The sequence below is a fragment of the Flammeovirga pectinis genome, from assembly GCF_003970675.1.
Taxonomy (GTDB): domain Bacteria; phylum Bacteroidota; class Bacteroidia; order Cytophagales; family Flammeovirgaceae; genus Flammeovirga; species Flammeovirga pectinis.
Genome location: NZ_CP034563.1, coordinates 289,453 through 308,668 on the forward strand (window position 1 = coordinate 289,453; position 19,216 = coordinate 308,668).

Here is a 19,216-nt window from a genome sequence, read left to right on the forward strand (position 1 = left end):
ATTCGCTTCTTGTGGTGAAATAGAATTAATTCTTCCATATTCTTCAATTGCAACAAGAAGTCTTTTTTAATTACAAGAGTATCACTAGGGTGAGTTTTCTGGTACGATATATTAGAGTACCTAAAGCATCAATTACTTTTCCTACTTAGTCGTTCATAATAGGTAACAATCTCCACAACCTAAAAAATTAGGTTATGGAGTTAATTTTATTGTTTCAAAAACTTTGTCTTCTTAAATACTTTCCCTGTATTTATTTCAATAAGATATAATCCTTTTATAAAAGAAGAGATATCCATTGTATAAGTGGAGTTATAAATATTTAATTGTTTATCAAAAAGAACTGTTCCTGTATATGTTCTGATTGTTAACTGTGAATTTTTTGCATCAGATGGAAATTGAATATTTAAAATATCTGAAGCTGGATTTGGATAAATTTTAATTATCTCACTTTCAATACCTTTTATATCTGTTACATCTCCGTCAATAGGCTCTTCATCTTCTTCCGTGTCTTTATCTTCATCAGACGAACTATCTGAGTTTAGAAAATTCATTGTCAATCTAGAGATACCTTTAGTTCCACCTAATATAACCTGTTCGGTAGAACTATTCGTTCTAGAATTAGATGAGTTTGAAGCTATGAAAACAACATCTGTAACACTATTCGAAAATAAACCTTCATCTTCTGACAAGTGGGTTATTTTTTCATCTTGCATTACGCTAACTCCTAATTCTTCTGTTCGAGAATATAACATCCAAATATTTCCTGAATTATCTTTTTTAAATGTCTCTAATCCATCAGACTTCCCATTAGGGAATACATCTTGTTTTTCTTCCCATTCATTAGAAAGGTTATATTTAATAAGTCCACTATAAGTTGCTAACCAAATGTTTCCTGAATTATCTTCAATAACATCATTCACCCAATTGTTCGTTAAGTCTTCCTGATCAAAATGAGTATAGTTACCATTTTCAATCACAGTAACAGATTTCCCGGTATCATCAATAGGAAAATATAGTACCCAAGTTCGCCCTTTAGAATCAATAAATACGTCTTTTATGTTGTTAGAAAGTAATCCACTCTCAGTTGTTATGTACTCCCAATTTATTTCATCTTCAGTAAATACTATACCACTTCCCAATGTGGATACATAGATCTTTTCATCACTTAAAATAGTAACGGCAACTGTTGATCCTCCATTTAGATATAAAGAGTAATCAATTACTTCGTCATTTGGTGTAATTTTAATTAGGCTATTATCTCCACCAGACCAAGCATTACCCTCTCTATCTACGTATTTAAGAAATGTATCTTCGCCTTTAAAATTCCATTTGTCATTCGAAAGTTTTGAAATCCCTCCACCTGTATAATACCAAATATCAGATTCTTTACCCTGATAAATTTTTATAATTTCATTATTAGGAAGACCATCATAGGTGGTATATATAGAATGTGTACCCTTTAAATTATTACGATTTTCTACTACAAAAAGTCCGTCATTAGTACTTAAAAGGAAACCATTTTCTCCAAAATAAGAGACTTGTTTAGAGTCGATCCAATCTCGATTATCAAAGGGGTATTTTACCTTTTCAATATCCTCCCAAATATTATGATGAACTTGTTGAATTATATCTGTATTAAGATCAATAACGAATAGGTTATACCTATCTGTCAAACCTATTAATTCATCTTTTTCTGTATTGATATTAACGGTTGCAATATTAGCATCATATAGAACTGTGATCTCAGATCCATCATATTTAAGAATAGCATTTTCTCCTTTCAGGTAATAATTACCATTAGCAGATTTATATAGTTCTGAAATTCTATTATACCTATAATTTTGTTCGCCAAGAGTAAACCATTCGCCATTTTTGTAATGCTTTACAGATGTATTTAAAAAAATAAAGAATTCCTCTGTATCTACCATCCCAAAGCCAGTTACAACTTCATTTTCTGATAAGGTGTAGCTCAGTTGTGAATTGAATTCCTTAAAATCAGCTGTTTGATAAATCTCTATTTCTGTATGATTACCATCGCTTGCTGCTAAATAGAAAGATTCTTCAGAATGTTTTTTAACACCATAAAAACGTGAAGGGCTATCATTAACAATATCGTTTAGAACAGTCACTTCTTCACCGCTCACAAATCTGATTCCCCCATAATTAATGAAAATAAGTTGTTCGTCTTCTTCAAAAACAGTGATGTTATTCCCAAAATCTGTTAGATAGTCAAAATTAAAACTTTCAAAGGTTTTTCCATTAAAAATTGAATAACCTGAATGTGCAACCATAATATAATTACTGCTATCTAATAGCTTAGAATTATTAATCTTGGAGCTTATTAAGTTATTAGCACCTGTATTTAATGTTGTGACCTGAAATAGGCTATTTCCTGCTAAAACTTCAACTGGTATTTCAATAGAAAGAGTATCCATATTTGGAATAAATGCATTCAGAGAAAAAGTTGTTTCTCCAATTGTACTTCCTTCATTCATTAAAATTATATTTCCATCTGCTGAAAGTTCTGCAGTTATTATTTCAGTATTTTCTATATTCAAATCATATAAAATAGTTGAACTATCAGAACCTATAAAAGATTCAGTTAAGTCTATTTGTGCTTGTTCAAACCCTTTCCAATACCATAAACCATTTATAGGTTTCTGATAAATTAATCTCTCCCTAACAATAACAGGGATCTCAACAGTTAGAGTATCTTCATCAGGAATAATTGCAGACAATAGAATACTCGTTGCTCCTACTTTGCCAATTTCCAATATATTTATATTGAATAATTCATCATTTGTAAATTCGACAATAACAATAGAATCATTATTTGACGACACTTCATACTGTAATGCTACGTCAGAGGAGGTTGAAAACATTGTATCAAAAGATACCAATCTTGATAAAAAACCTTGTTTAACGTTAATCTCATCAAAAGAACCATTGACTTCAATAATCGATGTTTCATTAAGTTGGTTTATTCTGTTTCCGCTAGACTTATTGAAAGATAAGCACATTGAAGTTGTTAAAGACCAAAATAAAATGGTCATGAATGACATTTTTAACATAGTTTGTTTTAGTTGTGTTCGTTGAAGAAGAAAGTTTAAAATATTGAAAGACTACCCTTAGTTTAAATATTTTTTAGTTTGGCTATTGTTATAATCTTCAATTTTTAAAAATACAAGAATAAATTAAAGAAGCAGGAATTTTTATACAAAAAAACCTCGTCGGCAATACCAACGAGGTTTTTCATGAACTTAACTCTCTCAATTTTTTTATCACTTATCTACTAAGCGCATTCATCTAACTTCTGATTATATAAACTGCTTTAATTGAATTTTTGTTTCAATTCAAACTAAATAAAAATATAATAGATGTGAATATAAAAAAGGGAGTAGGTTCACAGCCATACTCCCTATATAATGGGTAATCACACAACATTTAATAATTCTATCTGTTGATTGTGGGTTCTAGAAGATTATAAGTTTCTGTTTCTTCAAGTTCATTTTTTGAATAAGCATCTTTAAATCCTTTTACTTTCTTCTCATAAGATGATTTATGGAGAATATAATCGTGTTGTTGTTCTGCTGTAAACATTTCAGCTTTTAATTTATCCTTTTGTATCATGCTTTCTTCTTCTATTGTAAGGTAAGCAGCATTGTACATTCCATATTCATAGCTTGCAATTACTAGGTTTCTATTAATTGGCAAAATTTTACTAAAAAACTCTTCTTTCTGTACTTCTGTAAAATGTATAATATCATCCAATTGGTCTACTTCATGTTTTGTAGTTAGATACGTACAGAGTGTTGTTACTTGTGTAGGATTTAATACTTTGTCCCTTTTTTTCCAATACTTTTTATCAATTGTAAGTTTCTCTTGGTGTTCTGTATATTTCTTCGCTTTCCATGTTCTCAATTCTTTTACATATTCTGTTCTCACCACAATCATTCTATCGTGTTGAGTTGGTGTTAAAGGGATAATTTTCTCAAACCATTTAACGTAATATTTTACTTCTTTTTCTACCGTACGGTACTGCTGTGCGTAAGTTGTATTGACGAGTAATAGTAACGTAATGGTAATTGTTGATATTATAGCTTTCATGATGTATAATTAATGTGAATAGTTCTTAAACCAAAAGTCATACATTTTGCCTTTAAACAGGTTTAAAAATGGTTCGCGAGGGTTTAAAAACTATTCAATTTATTCTTCGCTTATTTTCTTATAATTTTATATGATTTACCTTCAATTGAAAGTATATAAATTCCTTTTTTTATTGATGATAAATCAATAGTAGTTCCATTTATAGGTAATGAATATTCGCCTATTCTTTTCCCTTCTAAAGAATATAAATTTATTACAGTTTTTGCTTTAACTATTCCTTTGATGTACAATAATGATGAAGTTGGATTTGGATACAAAACTAGGTTTCCTAAACTTGGTGACGTAGCTGTTGGCAACTCTTCTTTGGCACTCACATTCAATAAAAATAATTTAATTGCTTTTTCATTGCCTATTGTTAAGTGGGCTTCAATAGTACCTTGTACCGCTGCGTTTATTTGCGTTACTATACCTGTAAATTCAGAAAATATTACACCAGAATTATTAGAAACCCAATCCACTTTAGCCGTTAAAGAAGTGCCGCTTACGTAAATATCTTTGGTAACAGTTTCTGCATTATCTCCATAAGAATATTGAATTTCTAAGTTCTCCAATGCGGCAATCATTTCTGACGATACATTAGGGTTTAGTTTCACTACAAATTCTTTTATTTCTGTAAGGTTTTTTAAAGTGATTGTTGCAGTTAATTTTACCGTTTTTGTATCTTCAGCTAAGAATACATAACCTGTATCATTCTGTACAAGCACAGCTTCTGGGGTATCGCTTACCCATGTAACAGTTGTCGTATTAGAACTCTCTAACGGTAAAATTAGATTACTACTTACTGCATTTTTTGAGTCGTCTCCTTGGTAAATGATTTCAAGATTATCAACTGCTTCTTTTAATTGTTCTTGATCACTCTCTAAACCATCAATTTTTATACTCACATTATCAAAATAGACAGTTTCTGTTGCTGTACCCAACTGAAATAATATTCTTACAGATGAAACACCTACTGGAACTTCATGCTTTGTATTCATCGAAATATTCTTCCCTGCCTCCACTTCAATATTATCACTAATCACTTTTTCTGTATTGCCATCAAATTGTAACTGATACCTCATTGTAATTGGCGCTGTGGCGTAAATATCAAAAGCAACTTCAAAATCTTCAATTTCATTTGTTGTATAACCTATTGCATATTCATTAGAACGTAATCCGATATTAGACACATTTGTCCCTGTTTCTCTAATATGAAAAACCCCTGCCTTAGTACCATTTACAGGATGATTCTCACTTACAAAATCATAATCAATAGTACTCCCACTCTTAAAAGTTGAAGTCCAACCTGTAGAAATTCCTTCTTCAAAATTACTATTGATACGTATAAAGTTGGTAGATTCTAAATTATGCACCTGACCGTAATAGGCGGTCCACCATTGTTCGGCTGCTTCTTTTAAAACCTTAATTTCTGCTGCATAAACAGACTTATTTATTACGTTCTCCGTTTCTATTTCCTGGTTATTCTGATACACATAAAACTCTTCTTCAATAGTAGATACCACAGAAAAAGGTTGTTCCATTGGTGTCATCGTTTTATCTGTTGTCCACATGGTGTAACGGTATGCACCTTGTTTAAAAGTATATCCATTGCTTCCATTTTTTTTATAAAAAGTAACGGCTAAATCTAATGGGTAATTTGTTTCTGTATCGTCTACTATATAAAGCGAATTACCTTGTAGAAAACTCGGCTTTGGCGTACTCGTGTAATCACAAACTGTTGGGTAGAGGTCTACTAACTGTACTGCTCTGTCCTTTTCATTTTTTAAGGCTTTAGATGGGTCTATAATAAGCATTGGTACTTGTGTGGCGTTCTGTAATAAGTTATGCTTACCCCACATATTATGATCTCCCAAATTAAATCCATGGTCAGAAATTAGAATTATAAGTGTGTTTTCTTTTTCTCCAATCTCTTCTAATTTAGTAATTACTTTTCCAATCTGAGCATCGATATACGATGCACAAGCATAATAAGCATGCAATAATTCTCTTTGCTTTTCTAGATCGAGTACGTTTTCATGCCCGTTATAAATGGCTTCCCAAGTTTGTGGTATATCATTATAACCTGTAAGCTCTGTTGGCTCTTTGTATATAAAAGAGGGTGCTCCTTTTGGTAAAGTTTGATAATCAGCTAACGTTAAAGAACTCCTGTCATATAAATCAAAATACTTTTTTGGTGCTACAAACGGTAAGTGAGGTTTCTTAAAGCCCACAGCCAAAAAGAAAGGCTGACTAGATGTTCCTAATTCTTCTAAAGTAGCCACTGCATGTTCAGAAAACTGACCATCTTGGTAACCGTCGTCTCCTACTCCTTCCGGGCCGATCTCATAAGAAGTTCCATCCGTTACTCTGTAACTATTTCCACCTACAAAATCACCGTATTCTTCTGGATAAATATATTTTGATGGTGCTGTGTAATCTTCAGTCCAAGCGGCATTATAATGTCCATCATCAACATTTCTCGGATCAAAAACTTTCCCAACAGCAGCCGTTCTATAGCCATTTTTTGATAATAATTCTGGTAGTGTAGTTAAATTTGGAGCAATATCAGGAAGTAAATTTGATAGGTTGGTTACTCCATTTCTTTCTGGATAAGTACCCGTTAAAAAGCTTGCTCTAGATGGGCCACATACAGGATAAGAACATTGTGCATTTAGGTACTTCACTCCTTCCTCTGCTAACTTGTCTATTGTTGGTGTTATTACTTCTGGATTATTGAATGCTACCAAATCTGTATTTAGATCATCTACTACTAAAAAGAGTATATTTTTTCTTTTTGTTGATGGAAATAGAGCTTCAAGTTGTCCTTCTACCCATTCCCCTTGGTTACGTGTATAAATCATTTTATTTGATTTAGGACCAGCACACCATATTGCTCTTGGAAAACCTAGTTCTTCGGATGTCTCAATTATTGCTTTATGATAACGCTCTCTGCTTTTTGCATCGCAAACAGAATTCGACCCAAACTCTCCTAAATACAAAGGTAAATTGTTAGCATCTGCCCAATCCTTCACATTTTTAAAATCAGCATATAAAGACGCGTATTCTTCTTTTGTTCCCCAAATAGGAGAACTTCCTGCTATTTCTGGGTACTTAGAAAAAGTGTTTGGCCAATAATAATGAAACCAAGGAATGATCTTATCGTCATTTTCAAAAATAGAAAGATCCATTTGCTGAGGTGCATAAATAGCATTATCACCACCACCTGTAAGCATTACAATTCTATCTGGATGTTCTTTTCTAACCGCAGCGAGTAAATCAATATTAATTTCATCTACTAACTTTTTATTCATATTAAAGTACGGTTCATTTAGAAGTTCAAAAACCACATCATGAGATTTGCCTTTAAAATGGGTACCAATTTGCTCCCAAATTTTCACCATTCTCTCCCATTTATCAGGGTCGGGGTATTCGTTATCTTCTTTATGTACTTCTTCTATAAACCAATGCTCTCCATGTGCATTTAACACTACAATTAAATTGCGTTCTAATGCCCAATCTACCACTTGTTCTACTCTTGTAAGCCAAGCCGGATCTATTGTATATGGGGCATTTTCGTTGGTATGACTGCCCCAACGTACAGGTAAACGGATATGATCGAAGCCTGCATTGGCCACATCTTCCATCATATATTCTTCTATAGGAGCTGCCCAATCTCCTTCATTATTTGCAGACATCACATTACCAAAGTTATACCCCGTTCCTAAACGGTTGGCCATTTCGTGAGCTGGGGATTGCCCTTTAACAAGGCTAAAAAAGAGTAAGTGTAAAAATATCGTTAGTAGTAATTTTCTCATTTCGTAGTTTTTATAAGTAAAAAAATAGGCTGTCTCAAAAGTTTGAAACAGCCTACATTGTCTGTCATCCTTAATTCAAAAGTCCGGCCTATTGTCTACCGACAATTTCCCTTATTGCTTGATAAAAGTTTTATGTCCGCCGTTTACACGAAGAATATAATTACCATTCGTCAAGCCAGAAATATCAACTTGTGTAGTGTTGCCAATTGCAGGTGTTGGAAGTTCATATACTAACTGTCCTGTTAGATTATAAATTTGCAACGTTTTAATTGGTGTAACCGAAGTGATATTAATTTTATTTTGTGATGGGTTAGGCCAAACCTTTACAGTAACCTTATCCTTTTCTACCGCTGTTGGTGCTTCTGTTTTCACTACTGTTACAGAAAAAACTTTAGTAGTAGTTTCATCACCAAGCAGAAGTGTAGCAGTCAAATCAATTACCTGATCTGTAAAAGATTGTGTTACTACTCCAGATGTTGTAATTACATCCTCATTTGATGAAGACCAAGTAACTACTGCATCATTTTCCCCTTCAGCAACCAAAGTAATATTTTGAGTGACTGTAGTAGCATCTTCCCCATCTGCATAAGCAATCTCTAAAGCATTTTTTGCCTCTTCTAATAAAACTGAAGAATTACCACTAACTACAACTGTAAACTCTTTAGTCCCAGTAGATTCTCCTAAAATAAGTGTTGCTGTTAAAACTACTTCTGTATCTGATAATGGTATTGTAACCTCACCAAAATTTGTAATAATAGTTTCATTATCCGAAGACCATGTTACTGTTGTATTATTATCTGCTGTAGTTACTAACGTAATATTCTGAGTTACAGAACTAGCATTATCTCCTTCTGCATAAGTAATCTCTAAAGCATCTTTTGCTTCGTTTACTAACTCTTGCTCATTAGAAACTACCGTTAATGTAAATGATTTTGTTACTGATAAATCTCCAATAACTAGAGTTGCTTCTACGACTACATCAGTAGATGATTGTTGTCTTGTAACACTACCTGTTGCAGAAACCACTGTCTCATTATTACTTATCCATGTAACAACTGCTGTATGTAAACCCGTTGCTGGTAAAGTAACATCTGATACTACATTGCTTGCAGATTCACCTTCTACATAGATAATTTCTAAAGCATCTTTTGCTTCTGTTAAAGCAATTGCATCGTCTCCTAAAACAGTTACTGTAAATTCTTTAGTTGTAGTAGATTCTCCTAAAGTAAGTGTTGCTGTTAAAACTACTTCTGTATCTGATAACATCCTTGAAACTTCTCCAGATGTTGTAATTACATCCTCAATTGATGAAGACCAAGTAACTACTGCATCATTTTCCCCTTCAGCAACCAAAGTAATATTTTGAGTGACTGTAGTAGCATCTTCCCCATCTGCATAAGCAATCTCTAAAGCACTTTTTGCCTCTTCTAATAAAATTGAAGAATTACCACTAACTACAACTGTAAACTCTTTAGTTCCAGTAGATTCTCCTAAAATAAGTGTTGCTGTTAAAACTACTTCTGTATCTGATAATGGTATTGTAACCTCACCAACATTCGTAATAATAGTTTCATTATCCGAAGACCATGTTACTGTTGTATTATTATCTGCTGTAGTTACTAACGTAATATTCTGAGTTACAAAACTAGCATTATCTCCTTCTGCATAAGTAATCTCTAAAGCATCTTTTGCTTCGTTTACTAACTCTTGCTCATTAGAAACTACCGTTAATGTAAATGATTTTGTTACTGATAAATCTCCAATAACTAGAGTTGCTTCTACGACTACATCAGTAGATGATTGTTGTCTTGTAACACTACCTGCTGCAGAAACCACTGTCTCATTATTACTTGTCCATGTAACAACTGCTGCATGTAAACCTGTTGCTGGTAAAGTAACATCTGATACTACATTGCTTGCAGATTCACCTTCTACATAGATAATTTCTAAAGCATCTTTTGCTTCTGTTAAAGCAATTGCATCGTCTCCTAAAACAGTTACTGTAAAAGTTGATGTGGTAGAAACCTCTTCTAAAGATATTGTTGCAATTAGCTCAACTTCTTGGTCTGAACTTGTTCTTGTTACCGTTCCGTCCGAAGAAATTGCAACGTTATTCGCTTCCCAAGTAATTGTTGTATTATTTAATCCTGTTGTTGGTAATTCAAGGTTTTGAGTAACATTATCACTATCATCATTTTCTGTAAAAATAATTGCAACAGCTACTTTAGCTTCTTCTACTTTTGCAGTCGCATTTCTATCTGTCGTTAATGTAAATTCTTTTGTTTCACTTAAATCACCTAAAGTAACTGTTGCCGTTAATTTTCCTGATACTTCTTCTGAAATTAAAGTGACCACACCTTCTGTAGAAATATTTGCATTTTCGCTTTGCCAAGTTACTGTAGTCTCAAATAAGCTTTCTAAAGGTAATGTTACATTTGTAGTGACCATTGCTTCGGTATCACCTTCTGCAAATTCAATTTCTACGGCCGCTGTAGCATCAATTAATTTCTGTTCATCTGTAGCTAAAACTGTAACTGTAAAGTTTCTTACTTCAGTAAAGCCTTCTTTTTCTATGGTAGCTTTTAGTTTTGCTATTTGATCTGTAGAACTTGGTGACACAGTTGCGTTTGCACCATCAAAAGAAATAACAGCATTATCTGTTTCCCAAGTAATAGTAGTTCCATAATTGTTAGCGTCTGTAATATCTACAGTAAAGTTTTGTGTTACATTATCTGTTTCATCACCCTCAGCTAAAACTAATTTCAATGCCTCTTTTGTAAGTGTCACTTGCCCTACATTTGTCGCTATTTCTTTGACAATCACATTATCATAAACAATCTGACCTGTATTACCTCCTACTTGTAATAATAACCTCCATGAAACTAAATTTGTTGGTGCTTCTATAATTTTGCTTACTGTCACCACATCTTCTCCTGCAAAGAAGAAGTCTGTATTAATATTTTGATTTCCATTCTCAATATCTTTACCAGAAAATTGATAACGAAGTTTTGTTTCTTCAGAGGCATAAATATCTGAAGTAATTTCAAAGTATAAAGGTGTTGAAGTTGTTTCGTTAAAAGGGTAATAAACTGTTCTTGTCACAAGGTTTGCAAAAGTTGTCCCTCCATTTGTAATATCAAATTGAGCTGCCAAAGAGCCATTTTCTTTATGCGTGATACTTGTAAAAGTAAAATCTCCTTCATTTACTTGAGAAGTATTAAAAGCAGAGCTCCAAGCTGTTAACCCATCATTAAAATTAGCATTTGATACAATCATATTTCCATCCTCTACTGTAAATGGCAATACGTTAACTACAAAGTCTTTTGTTAAAGTGGCACCTCCTATTGTTACAGATGCCGTCATCGTTACCTCTTCTGCGGCAGCTCCTCTTATTACTGTACCATCTGTTGCGATACTATTTTCGTTAGAAGATGCCCAATTAATTGTAGACGCATTTTCTCCATCAGTTGGTAAAGTGATTGAATACAGAATACCATTTCCATCTTGAGGATCGATACTATTAAAATTAATTGCAATAGCATCTAGTGCTTCTTGAGCTAATTCTTCATCCGTTTTTTCTGCCTGTTGAACTAAAGAAATGTTGTCTACTACTAGAGTACCCGTATTTCCTCCCATTTGTAATAAAATTTGCCAATCTGATAAAGAAGGTAAAGCTTCTGTTGGAGTAAGTGTAATTGTAGTAGTTAATGTCTGATTATCTGTAGTTACTGATAAATTAGAACTTAGTTCTTTTATTCCTGCTTTCTCAGATTGCAGCATAAATCTCACAGCCATCTCTGTATCTGCATAAGCATCAATGCTAATAGTGAATGTGGTTGCTTTAGTTAATGGTGTTGCAAAAGGTGCATATCCAATTGATCTTAATTGAGCATTCGGTAAAGATGGATTATCATCTGGCAATACCATTTGCAAAGCATTTGTTCCGTTAGATATATGTGCAATAGAAGAAGGTATAAACCCTGTATTCTTTGACGTTACTTCCCAGTTCGCAGTATAATCAGTTTCAAAACCAGGATTTGTGATTAGATTAACTTGAGCTGTTGCGTAAAGTTGTAGTAGCGAAAAAAAAACAATTAAAGTAGTAGTAATTAATTTCATAATAATTAAAATTTCATTTCTAAATAGTTGAGAAAACCTATTCCGGTAAATGAATAGATAGCTTTAAATTTCTATTTGTAAATGTCTTTTAATTGTAAAAAATACAGGTGTATTTATCGTTCGATACCTATTAAAAAGAGTTCAAAAAGTTGGTTTGAGTACCAAAAAGAGCGTTTTTATATAAACTATATGAAAAAAGCTAATAAAAGATTACTCTTCTATTAGCTTAATATGCTCAGTATATTATTTACAAATAAGTATACTGAATAGTCAAATTTATCTTTATATGTACTTTATTATTTTTTAGTATCATCCTGCTTATCAGGTTGCTCATCTTTCGTTTTATCTTCTTCCTTTTCTGTTGTATTCTTTTCCTTATTAAGTTCTTTCACTCCCTCCAATAAATACTCTTTTAATTCTTTCTGTAAAGGTTGAGGTTCTTCTCTTCCATCATTACAAGAAACCAGTGAAATGGCAAGTATAGAAATTAGTAGTATCTTTTTCATGAGTGTTATTTTTTTAGGTTCATATTTAAGAAAAATGAACAGCCATGATAGTCAGTCATATTAACACTCATTACTATAACTTTTAATCTAAATCACCTTGTTATTTTATATACTGATAACATCTCAAATCTAATAACCCAAATATTTAAATACGTTTATATTTCAACTTTATTTCACTATACCAATTTTTTATTCTTTTTAAATATAACTATTTCAACAAAATCACCCTTATTACCTTCATTGTCAAACTTTTTCTTTGAATCATTACATTTAAATACTACTTTTAAAATATTAATTAACTTCCATGTGTTTCAATAACTAGACAATTAAACTACTTTTATGAGAAATTTTTTAAAATTAAAGCTTCTATCCGTGTTATTGTTATTGTCTGTAGTCGGTACAGCACAAGAACATTCAACTTTCAAAACAAACTTCTTTAACGAAGTAGAGTTCCCTAAAAATGTAACTGTAACAGAACAGGCTTTACAGTGCAATGGCTACGGAGCATTATCGCAAAATTTATCAAAAATCTTTTCTTGTGCACTTTATGTTGCACACCCTTCAGACGATGCTATTAATTTAATTTATAGCGACGATCTTAAAGTAATTGAGCTTGTAATGACTTCTAATAATTTACAGTCTGAAGCAACAATTAAAAGAATGAGAAAAGCTTACGCTGTAGATCTTAAAATTGGTGCTGATGCATCTGAAAGTGACAAGAAATTTGTTGCTGATTTAAGAAAACAAGAGCAAATTAATCCTTCTCAAGTAATTACTGTTGAGAAATTATTTGGAGAGGCATTCAAAAATTCTACCGCTGGTAATACAGAAACAATCAATAGTGAGATTGTTGAATATATTGCTTCTTTTAGCGAGTTAATCGTTAAAGGCGATCATTTCAGAATTATTAGTCAGAACAACCTTGTTACACTTTACAAAAATGGTAATGAGTTATTTCAGACAAATAATAAAGCTTTCAAAAAAGCTTTAATGAATATCTATTTAGGAAATACACCTATTGATACTTCTTTAAGAGATGACCTTCTTTCATTATAGGAAGTAAGTGTTCTACAACGCAAAAAGGTCTTTCACATTCTGTTATGTGAAAGACCTTTTTGCGTTAAAAAACGATTATAAATCTTGAATTCTAACAACAATTGATTATTGGACCTGATTTATAAAGCTCCCGTAATTTATTTTAAAGCTTACTTAGGAAGTGTACTTATTTTGCCTTAGCTCTTCCTTGATAATAACTCGCCAAATTCTTTGACATTTAATGTAATACACAAAAAAGGTATGAGTACAACCCACACCTTTTTATAATTTTAGCGTTATTAAACGCTTCTAAATTAAGCTATATTCCTTTAATGCTTTATCCAGTAGTTTTCTGTGTTTTTCAACTTCTACTTTATAAGTGGCATCTTTTACAATGTTTTTATTTTCTTCAGGATCTTTAGAAAGATCGTACATCATTTCTGCAATTAATACTCCCTTTTTGTTTTTAAAAGCAGTGTATCTATACCCTTTTGTTCTGATAGAATCTCCTTGTTTCCATCTACTTAAAGCATACTCTTTTGTAGAGAAATTATGATCTTTTAAAACGGGTACTAAGCTCTGACCTTGTAATTGCGAAGGCCCCTCTAACCCTGCCAAGTCACATAAAGTTGGAAATATATCAACAATTTCTGCAAAACCATCTGCCTTTGCAGCCGTCATATTTTTCCCTTCTTGAGGTTTAATTATTAACGGGACTCTTAAAGCAATATCAAAGTTTGTGTGTTTTGCCCAAAAAGAATGCTCTCCTAATTGCCAACCATGGTCTCCCCAAAGTACAATAATAGAATTCTCGTACAAGCCTTGTTTTTTTAATTCAGCAATTAAATCACCTACTAAATAATCTGAAAAACTTACTGATGCATAATACCCATGCTTTAATTTCTTAGCTAAATCACTTGGTACATCTCCTTTTTTAGGAACAGAATTATAGGCTCTCAATTCTCCGTACGTTGTTTTTGCAACTTCTGGCATATTCTCAGGCTTGTATGGATTGTCCGCCATTGGAATATCATCTTCATTGTATAAATCCCAAAAACGTTTTGGTGCTACAAATGGAAGGTGAGGACGGGCAATACCTACTGCCATAAAAAACGGTTGGTCCTTCTTTTTCAATTCTGCCAATCTTTCTTTGGCAATTTTAACCGATCTACCGTCTAAGAAATCTGTGTCTTTACTATCCATTACTACCTCATAAGGTTGTGGCCTTTTATAAGGAGCTACAGGGTTTTTAGCTTCTTCTACTAATGCTTTATTGTGGTATTCGAACATACTTTCTGCAGGATGATATTCTGTCCAAGTACGTTCTACAGCATCTTTTTTACCATGAATTACTTTACCAATTGAAAAAGTATAGTATCCGTTCTCTTTAAAATGCTGACCAATTGTTACAGCATTTGGCAGATCATGATCAATCTCTGTTCCTGCAGAAGTAAATCTTTTAGGTGTTGGACGAACGCCAGTATGCATAGATGCTCTTGATGCCCCACAAACAGGCACTTGGCAAAAAGCATTATTAAATGTAGTTGCATGTTCGCTTAATGCATCAATCTGAGGAGTTTGAATCAATTTATTTCCATAAATGCCTAACTCTGGTCTTAAATCATCTATTGTAATTAAGATGATGTTTGGCTTATCTTGAGCAGCAAGGAGGGATGGTAAACAAACCATCAACATCATTGCTATTTTTACTAAATTCTTCATATTAGATCGTCGCTTTAACTTCTTCTTTCCAAGTAGTAATCAATTGCTTTAAACGAGCAGCATCTTTCTTATTAACATCAATAAGGTTTGTTGCTTCGAACGGATCTTTTGATAAATCATACAATTCATAGTGGTCATCATCATAGAAATAAGACATTTTTAAATCTCCATCTCTCACCACTGTGCAATTGGTATCGCCTGTAGATTTTGGTCTTGCTCTAGAAGAATGCCAGAACAATGTACGGTCTGTTGTTTTCCCTTTTTGGATTTCCGTTTTAATACTAACACCATCTTTGTGTTCTGATGGAATTAAGTCTAAACCACATAAATCTAATAACGTAGGGTACAAATCTGTATTTGTTGTTACCTGATCTGAAGTGTGTTTCTTCGTAATTTTCGCACCTGCAAATATCAAAGGTACTTTTGTTCCACCTTCGTAAGTATGTCCTTTACCAGCTCTTAAAGGCAAGTTAGAAGTCGCCAGTTCTCTCTTATTATTTACTCCTCTATTAGATAATCCACCATGATCTGAAGTAAAGACAATAATCGTATTATCATAAAGTCCTTTGTCTTTTAATGCTTTTACAACACGTCCTAAACTTTCGTCTACAGATTCTACCATTGCACCATATACAACATTGTTTTGGTGCATTTTAGTATATCCATCTTGAAGCGTGTATTCTGGTCCTTCAAAAGTAACCCCTTCTATTTTTGTTTTATATTTTTTGATGTGCTCTTTTTTTGCTTGGAAAGGCGTATGCACACCATAATGGCAAAGCATAATAAAGAACGGATCTTTATGGTCTTCATTGATAAAGTTAATCGTCTCGTCTGTTAAACGATCAGTAAGGTATTCACCTTCAACACCATTATCTAAACCTACAATTTTACCATGTCCTTTCTTTTTAGACTTCTTCGGATTTTTTGGAACATTGTAAGGGAAGAAATAAGAATTAGGAGCACCAGCTGCACAACCTGCAATATTAATATCGTACCCTTTATTCTGAGGCCATTCGTCTTCAGTATGTCCTAAATGCCATTTACCTGCAAAAAAAGTATGGTAGCCATTGTTTTTAAATGCCTGCCCAATTGTTACTTCATTATCGTAAAATTTCTTGTCTTTAATTGTGTTCTCATTTCTTGATGGAATACCTGCTCTTGCTGGATAACGTCCTGTTTGTAATGCATAGCGAGAAGGTAGACAACGTGGGTGAGCCACATAAGCATTGTTAAAATCTAATCCATCTTCTGCTAACTGATCAATGTTAGGCGTTTCGTAAAAGTCTGCATCGTGTTTAGAGATATCATAGTACCCTAAATCATCTACTACAAAAACGAGAACGTTCTTTTTATTTTGTGCAATAACGCTGCAGCTCATTAATAAAAGAGATGCTACTAGTAATTTTAAAAATTTCATACTTTTCAATTTATTAAAAAATTAGAGAATTACGGCGTCAATCTCTTTTCGCCAAGTGTTTATTAATTGCGTAAGTTTGTTTTCCTTCTTTCCATTTTCGGTATAAATGTTTGTCGTCTCAAAAGGATCTTTCGATAAGTCATACATTTCATAACGGCCTTCAGAAAAGAAATCAAATAATATGATATCTCCATCTCTAACAACAGTACAATTTGTATCTCCGGTAGAACGAAGTCTACTCATTGGAGAATGCCAATAAACTGTACGTTCCTCCACTTTATTATTTGTGATTGCTTTTTTAATACTAATGCCATCTTTATGTTGATTTGGTAGTAATGGCAAACCGCATAAATCTAATACTGTAGGGTATATATCTAAATTTGTTGCTACCTGTGTAGAGGTGTTTTTTTTATGTGATATGCCTCCTGCAAAAACGAGAGGTACTTTTATTCCTCCTTCATAAATATGCCCTTTCCCTGCTCTTAATGGCAAGTTTGAAGTGGCAATTTTTCTTTTATTTCCAACCCCTCTATTTGATAAACCTCCATGATCTGAAGTAAAAACAATAACCGTTTTTTCGTATAAACCTTCTGCTTTTAGCGTTTTAATTACTTGGCCTAAGCTTTGGTCTACCGACTCAATCATTGCGGCATAAATCGGGTTGTTTTGATGTTGTTTTGTTTCACCATCCTTTAGTTCAAATTCTGGCCCATCAAAAGGTAATGTCTGTAATTTTGCTTTATACTTCTCTACCAATGCTGGTTTTGCTTCTAAAGGTGTGTGTACACCATAATGGCAAAGCATTGCAAAAAAAGGTTTTGCATGTTCCTCTTTAAGGTAGTTTACTGTTTCTATTGTTAGTCTATCTGTTAAATACTCTCCTTTTTCTCCTTTTTCCAGACCTTCAATATTTCTATGATTCCCAGATTTTTTAGGATCTTGAGGAACATTATATGGATAAAAATAAGACTTTGGAGCACCTGCACTACACCCTGCAATGTTACTATCGTAACCTCTATTCTGAGGCCATGTTGCAGCAGTTTCTCCTAAATGCCATTTACCCGCAAAGAAGGTAGTATAACCATTATTTTTAAAAGCTTGTCCTATTGATATTTCACTTTCAGACAATTCACATTTATCTTTTCCTAATTTACCAGGAGCACCCACTCTTGCAGGAGCTTTACCTGTCTGTAAACCATATCTTGAGGGTACACATCTAGGGTGAGAAGAATAAGCATTTGTAAAGTCTACTCCTTCATTTACCAATTGATCTATGTTTGGTGTTTCATAAAATTCTGATCCATGTGCACCAATATCAAAGTAACCTAAATCATCTACCACAAACACGAGTACATTCTTTTTTTGTGCACTTGCCGATAACAACGTAGACAACACAAAAAGAGTACTGATAATTACCGTTCTCTTCTTACTCATGCTCTTTTCTTATTGGATAAATTGCTCCTTCTGGAACTTCCACCGTATAATTGTCCGTTAAGTACTTTTGCTCCACTAAGAAATCATCTAAAGCTTGCATAGTATCATAAAACCAACGGTTGTCTATTGTACCTTTTGGATAACCTTGTTTCTTTCCATATCCTTTATTAAAAAAAGAATGTTCAGCACCTTTATAGATCAATAATTTACAACTTACATCTGCCGTTTTACATCTGCTTTCAAAATCATTTGCTAGCGGTATAGAGGTCACTTTATCGTGATCTCCTAACTGAATTAGCATTGATGGAAATGATGCATCAATATTTTGTCTTGGGCTAAATGTTTCCCAATTAATTCCTTTTGCTGATAACTCTTCTGCTACAACTCTATGTCCATAACCTTCTTTACTTACACCCAGAACTGGATTAAAAAGAACAAGTAAGTTCGGAGCATAATCTTTTTGATGTATACCTTCGGTTAAAGGTGTAATAAAAGATAAACTCAATGCCAAATGTCCACCTGCAGAACCACCTCCTACGGCAATTTTATCTGGATCAACACCGTATTTCTTTGCATTTTTTCTGACAAATGCTATAGCTTCTTGGGTATCTTCAACACATTCATAAATGGTTGTACCGTGCTTTTTCCGTACTCTATATTCTGGGCTAAAAACCACTAAACCTCTATCTGCTAAGTGTTGTGCTTGTAAATAGAAAGCCTTTGGAGAACCAGAGTTCCATCCACCTCCATGAATTAAAACAACCGCTCCTTTACTCTTTGCTTGTTCTTTTGGTAAAAAGATATGGTGCTTTAATTTTACACCACCAATCTCTTTATAAACCACTTTTTCGGTTGGTTTAACCTGAGCAAACAATTGCAGAGCTAAAAAAATAATAAAAGATGTTAGTACAATTCGTTTCATTTCAATGTTGATTAAAGTTGGAATTAGGCACTCCAATTGATGTGCCTAATTCCTAAATTATTAATAATGCATGAGTGATTATAAGTAGTCATTATTTCTT

General features: G+C 33.1%; 10 protein-coding genes. 1 reads left to right on the forward strand and 9 read right to left on the reverse strand.

Features of this window, described 5'->3' with window-relative positions; all coding sequences use genetic code 11:
• Window positions 1-206: 206 nt before the first annotated feature.
• The 5 genes from EI427_RS21655 to EI427_RS21675 all read right to left on the reverse strand — a co-directional run bounded on the left by EI427_RS21655 (window position 207) and on the right by EI427_RS21675 (window position 12,586).
• Window positions 207-3,053: a T9SS type A sorting domain-containing protein gene (locus EI427_RS21655; RefSeq protein WP_170178570.1), complete on the reverse strand. Its 2,847-nt coding sequence runs from the start codon at window positions 3,051-3,053 to the stop codon at window positions 207-209.
• Window positions 3,054-3,453: 400 nt separating this feature from the next.
• Window positions 3,454-4,107: a hypothetical protein gene (locus EI427_RS21660; RefSeq protein WP_126618945.1), complete on the reverse strand. Its 654-nt coding sequence runs from the start codon at window positions 4,105-4,107 to the stop codon at window positions 3,454-3,456.
• A 110-nt stretch (window positions 4,108-4,217) separates the two neighbouring features.
• Complete coding sequence (locus EI427_RS21665) at window positions 4,218-7,961, reverse strand: sulfatase-like hydrolase/transferase (RefSeq protein WP_126618947.1); 3,744 nt, start codon at window positions 7,959-7,961, stop codon at window positions 4,218-4,220.
• Window positions 7,962-8,072: 111 nt separating this feature from the next.
• Window positions 8,073-12,080 carry a T9SS type A sorting domain-containing protein gene (locus tag EI427_RS21670; protein ID WP_126618949.1) on the reverse strand — a complete coding sequence of 1,336 codons (4,008 nt, stop codon included), beginning with the start codon at window positions 12,078-12,080 and terminating at the stop codon, window positions 8,073-8,075.
• A 296-nt stretch (window positions 12,081-12,376) separates the two neighbouring features.
• Window positions 12,377-12,586 (reverse strand): hypothetical protein, encoded by a 210-nt coding sequence (locus tag EI427_RS21675; RefSeq protein WP_126618951.1) that lies wholly within the window; start codon window positions 12,584-12,586, stop codon window positions 12,377-12,379.
• A 339-nt stretch (window positions 12,587-12,925) separates the two neighbouring features.
• On the opposite strand from EI427_RS21675, the gene EI427_RS21680 reads away from it, so the two are divergent.
• Entirely contained in the window at window positions 12,926-13,642 is a 717-nt protein-coding gene (locus tag EI427_RS21680) for a chalcone isomerase family protein (RefSeq protein WP_126618953.1), read from the forward strand.
• Between the two features lie 288 nt (window positions 13,643-13,930).
• Here the strand turns inward: EI427_RS21680 and EI427_RS21685 are convergent, their stop codons facing one another.
• The 4 genes from EI427_RS21685 to EI427_RS21700 are packed head-to-tail and all read right to left on the reverse strand — an operon-like array spanning window position 13,931 to window position 19,116.
• The gene (locus EI427_RS21685) at window positions 13,931-15,343 is read right to left on the reverse strand and encodes a sulfatase (RefSeq protein WP_126618955.1); all 1,413 of its coding nucleotides are present in this window, start codon (window positions 15,341-15,343) and stop codon (window positions 13,931-13,933) included.
• A 1-nt stretch (window position 15,344) separates the two neighbouring features.
• Window positions 15,345-16,760, reverse strand: a complete 1,416-nt coding sequence (locus EI427_RS21690) for a sulfatase (RefSeq protein ID WP_126618957.1) — start codon at window positions 16,758-16,760, stop codon at window positions 15,345-15,347.
• A gap of 21 nt (window positions 16,761-16,781) precedes the next feature.
• Window positions 16,782-18,194, reverse strand: coding sequence for a sulfatase (locus EI427_RS21695; RefSeq protein ID WP_126618959.1), 1,413 nt, complete (start codon window positions 18,192-18,194; stop codon window positions 16,782-16,784).
• Window positions 18,187-19,116 carry an alpha/beta hydrolase gene (locus tag EI427_RS21700; RefSeq protein WP_126618961.1) on the reverse strand — a complete coding sequence of 310 codons (930 nt, stop codon included), beginning with the start codon at window positions 19,114-19,116 and terminating at the stop codon, window positions 18,187-18,189. Before EI427_RS21700 ends, EI427_RS21695 begins: the two co-directional genes overlap by 8 nt.
• Window positions 19,117-19,216: the final 100 nt, after the last annotated feature.

Bases quoted from the DNA above. Each gene is read 5' to 3' on its own strand.
- EI427_RS21655 (WP_170178570.1), bottom strand. From the start codon at position 3,053: ATGACCATTTTATTTTGGTCTTTAACAACTTCAATGTGCTTATCTTTC.
- EI427_RS21660 (WP_126618945.1), bottom strand. From the start codon at position 4,107: ATGAAAGCTATAATATCAACAATTACCATTACGTTACTATTACTCGTC.
- EI427_RS21665 (WP_126618947.1), bottom strand. From the start codon at position 7,961: ATGAGAAAATTACTACTAACGATATTTTTACACTTACTCTTTTTTAGC.
- EI427_RS21670 (WP_126618949.1), bottom strand. From the start codon at position 12,080: ATGAAATTAATTACTACTACTTTAATTGTTTTTTTTTCGCTACTACAA.
- EI427_RS21675 (WP_126618951.1), bottom strand. From the start codon at position 12,586: ATGAAAAAGATACTACTAATTTCTATACTTGCCATTTCACTGGTTTCT.
- EI427_RS21680 (WP_126618953.1), top strand. From the start codon at position 12,926: ATGAGAAATTTTTTAAAATTAAAGCTTCTATCCGTGTTATTGTTATTG.
- EI427_RS21685 (WP_126618955.1), bottom strand. From the start codon at position 15,343: ATGAAGAATTTAGTAAAAATAGCAATGATGTTGATGGTTTGTTTACCA.
- EI427_RS21690 (WP_126618957.1), bottom strand. From the start codon at position 16,760: ATGAAATTTTTAAAATTACTAGTAGCATCTCTTTTATTAATGAGCTGC.
- EI427_RS21695 (WP_126618959.1), bottom strand. From the start codon at position 18,194: ATGAGTAAGAAGAGAACGGTAATTATCAGTACTCTTTTTGTGTTGTCT.
- EI427_RS21700 (WP_126618961.1), bottom strand. From the start codon at position 19,116: ATGAAACGAATTGTACTAACATCTTTTATTATTTTTTTAGCTCTGCAA.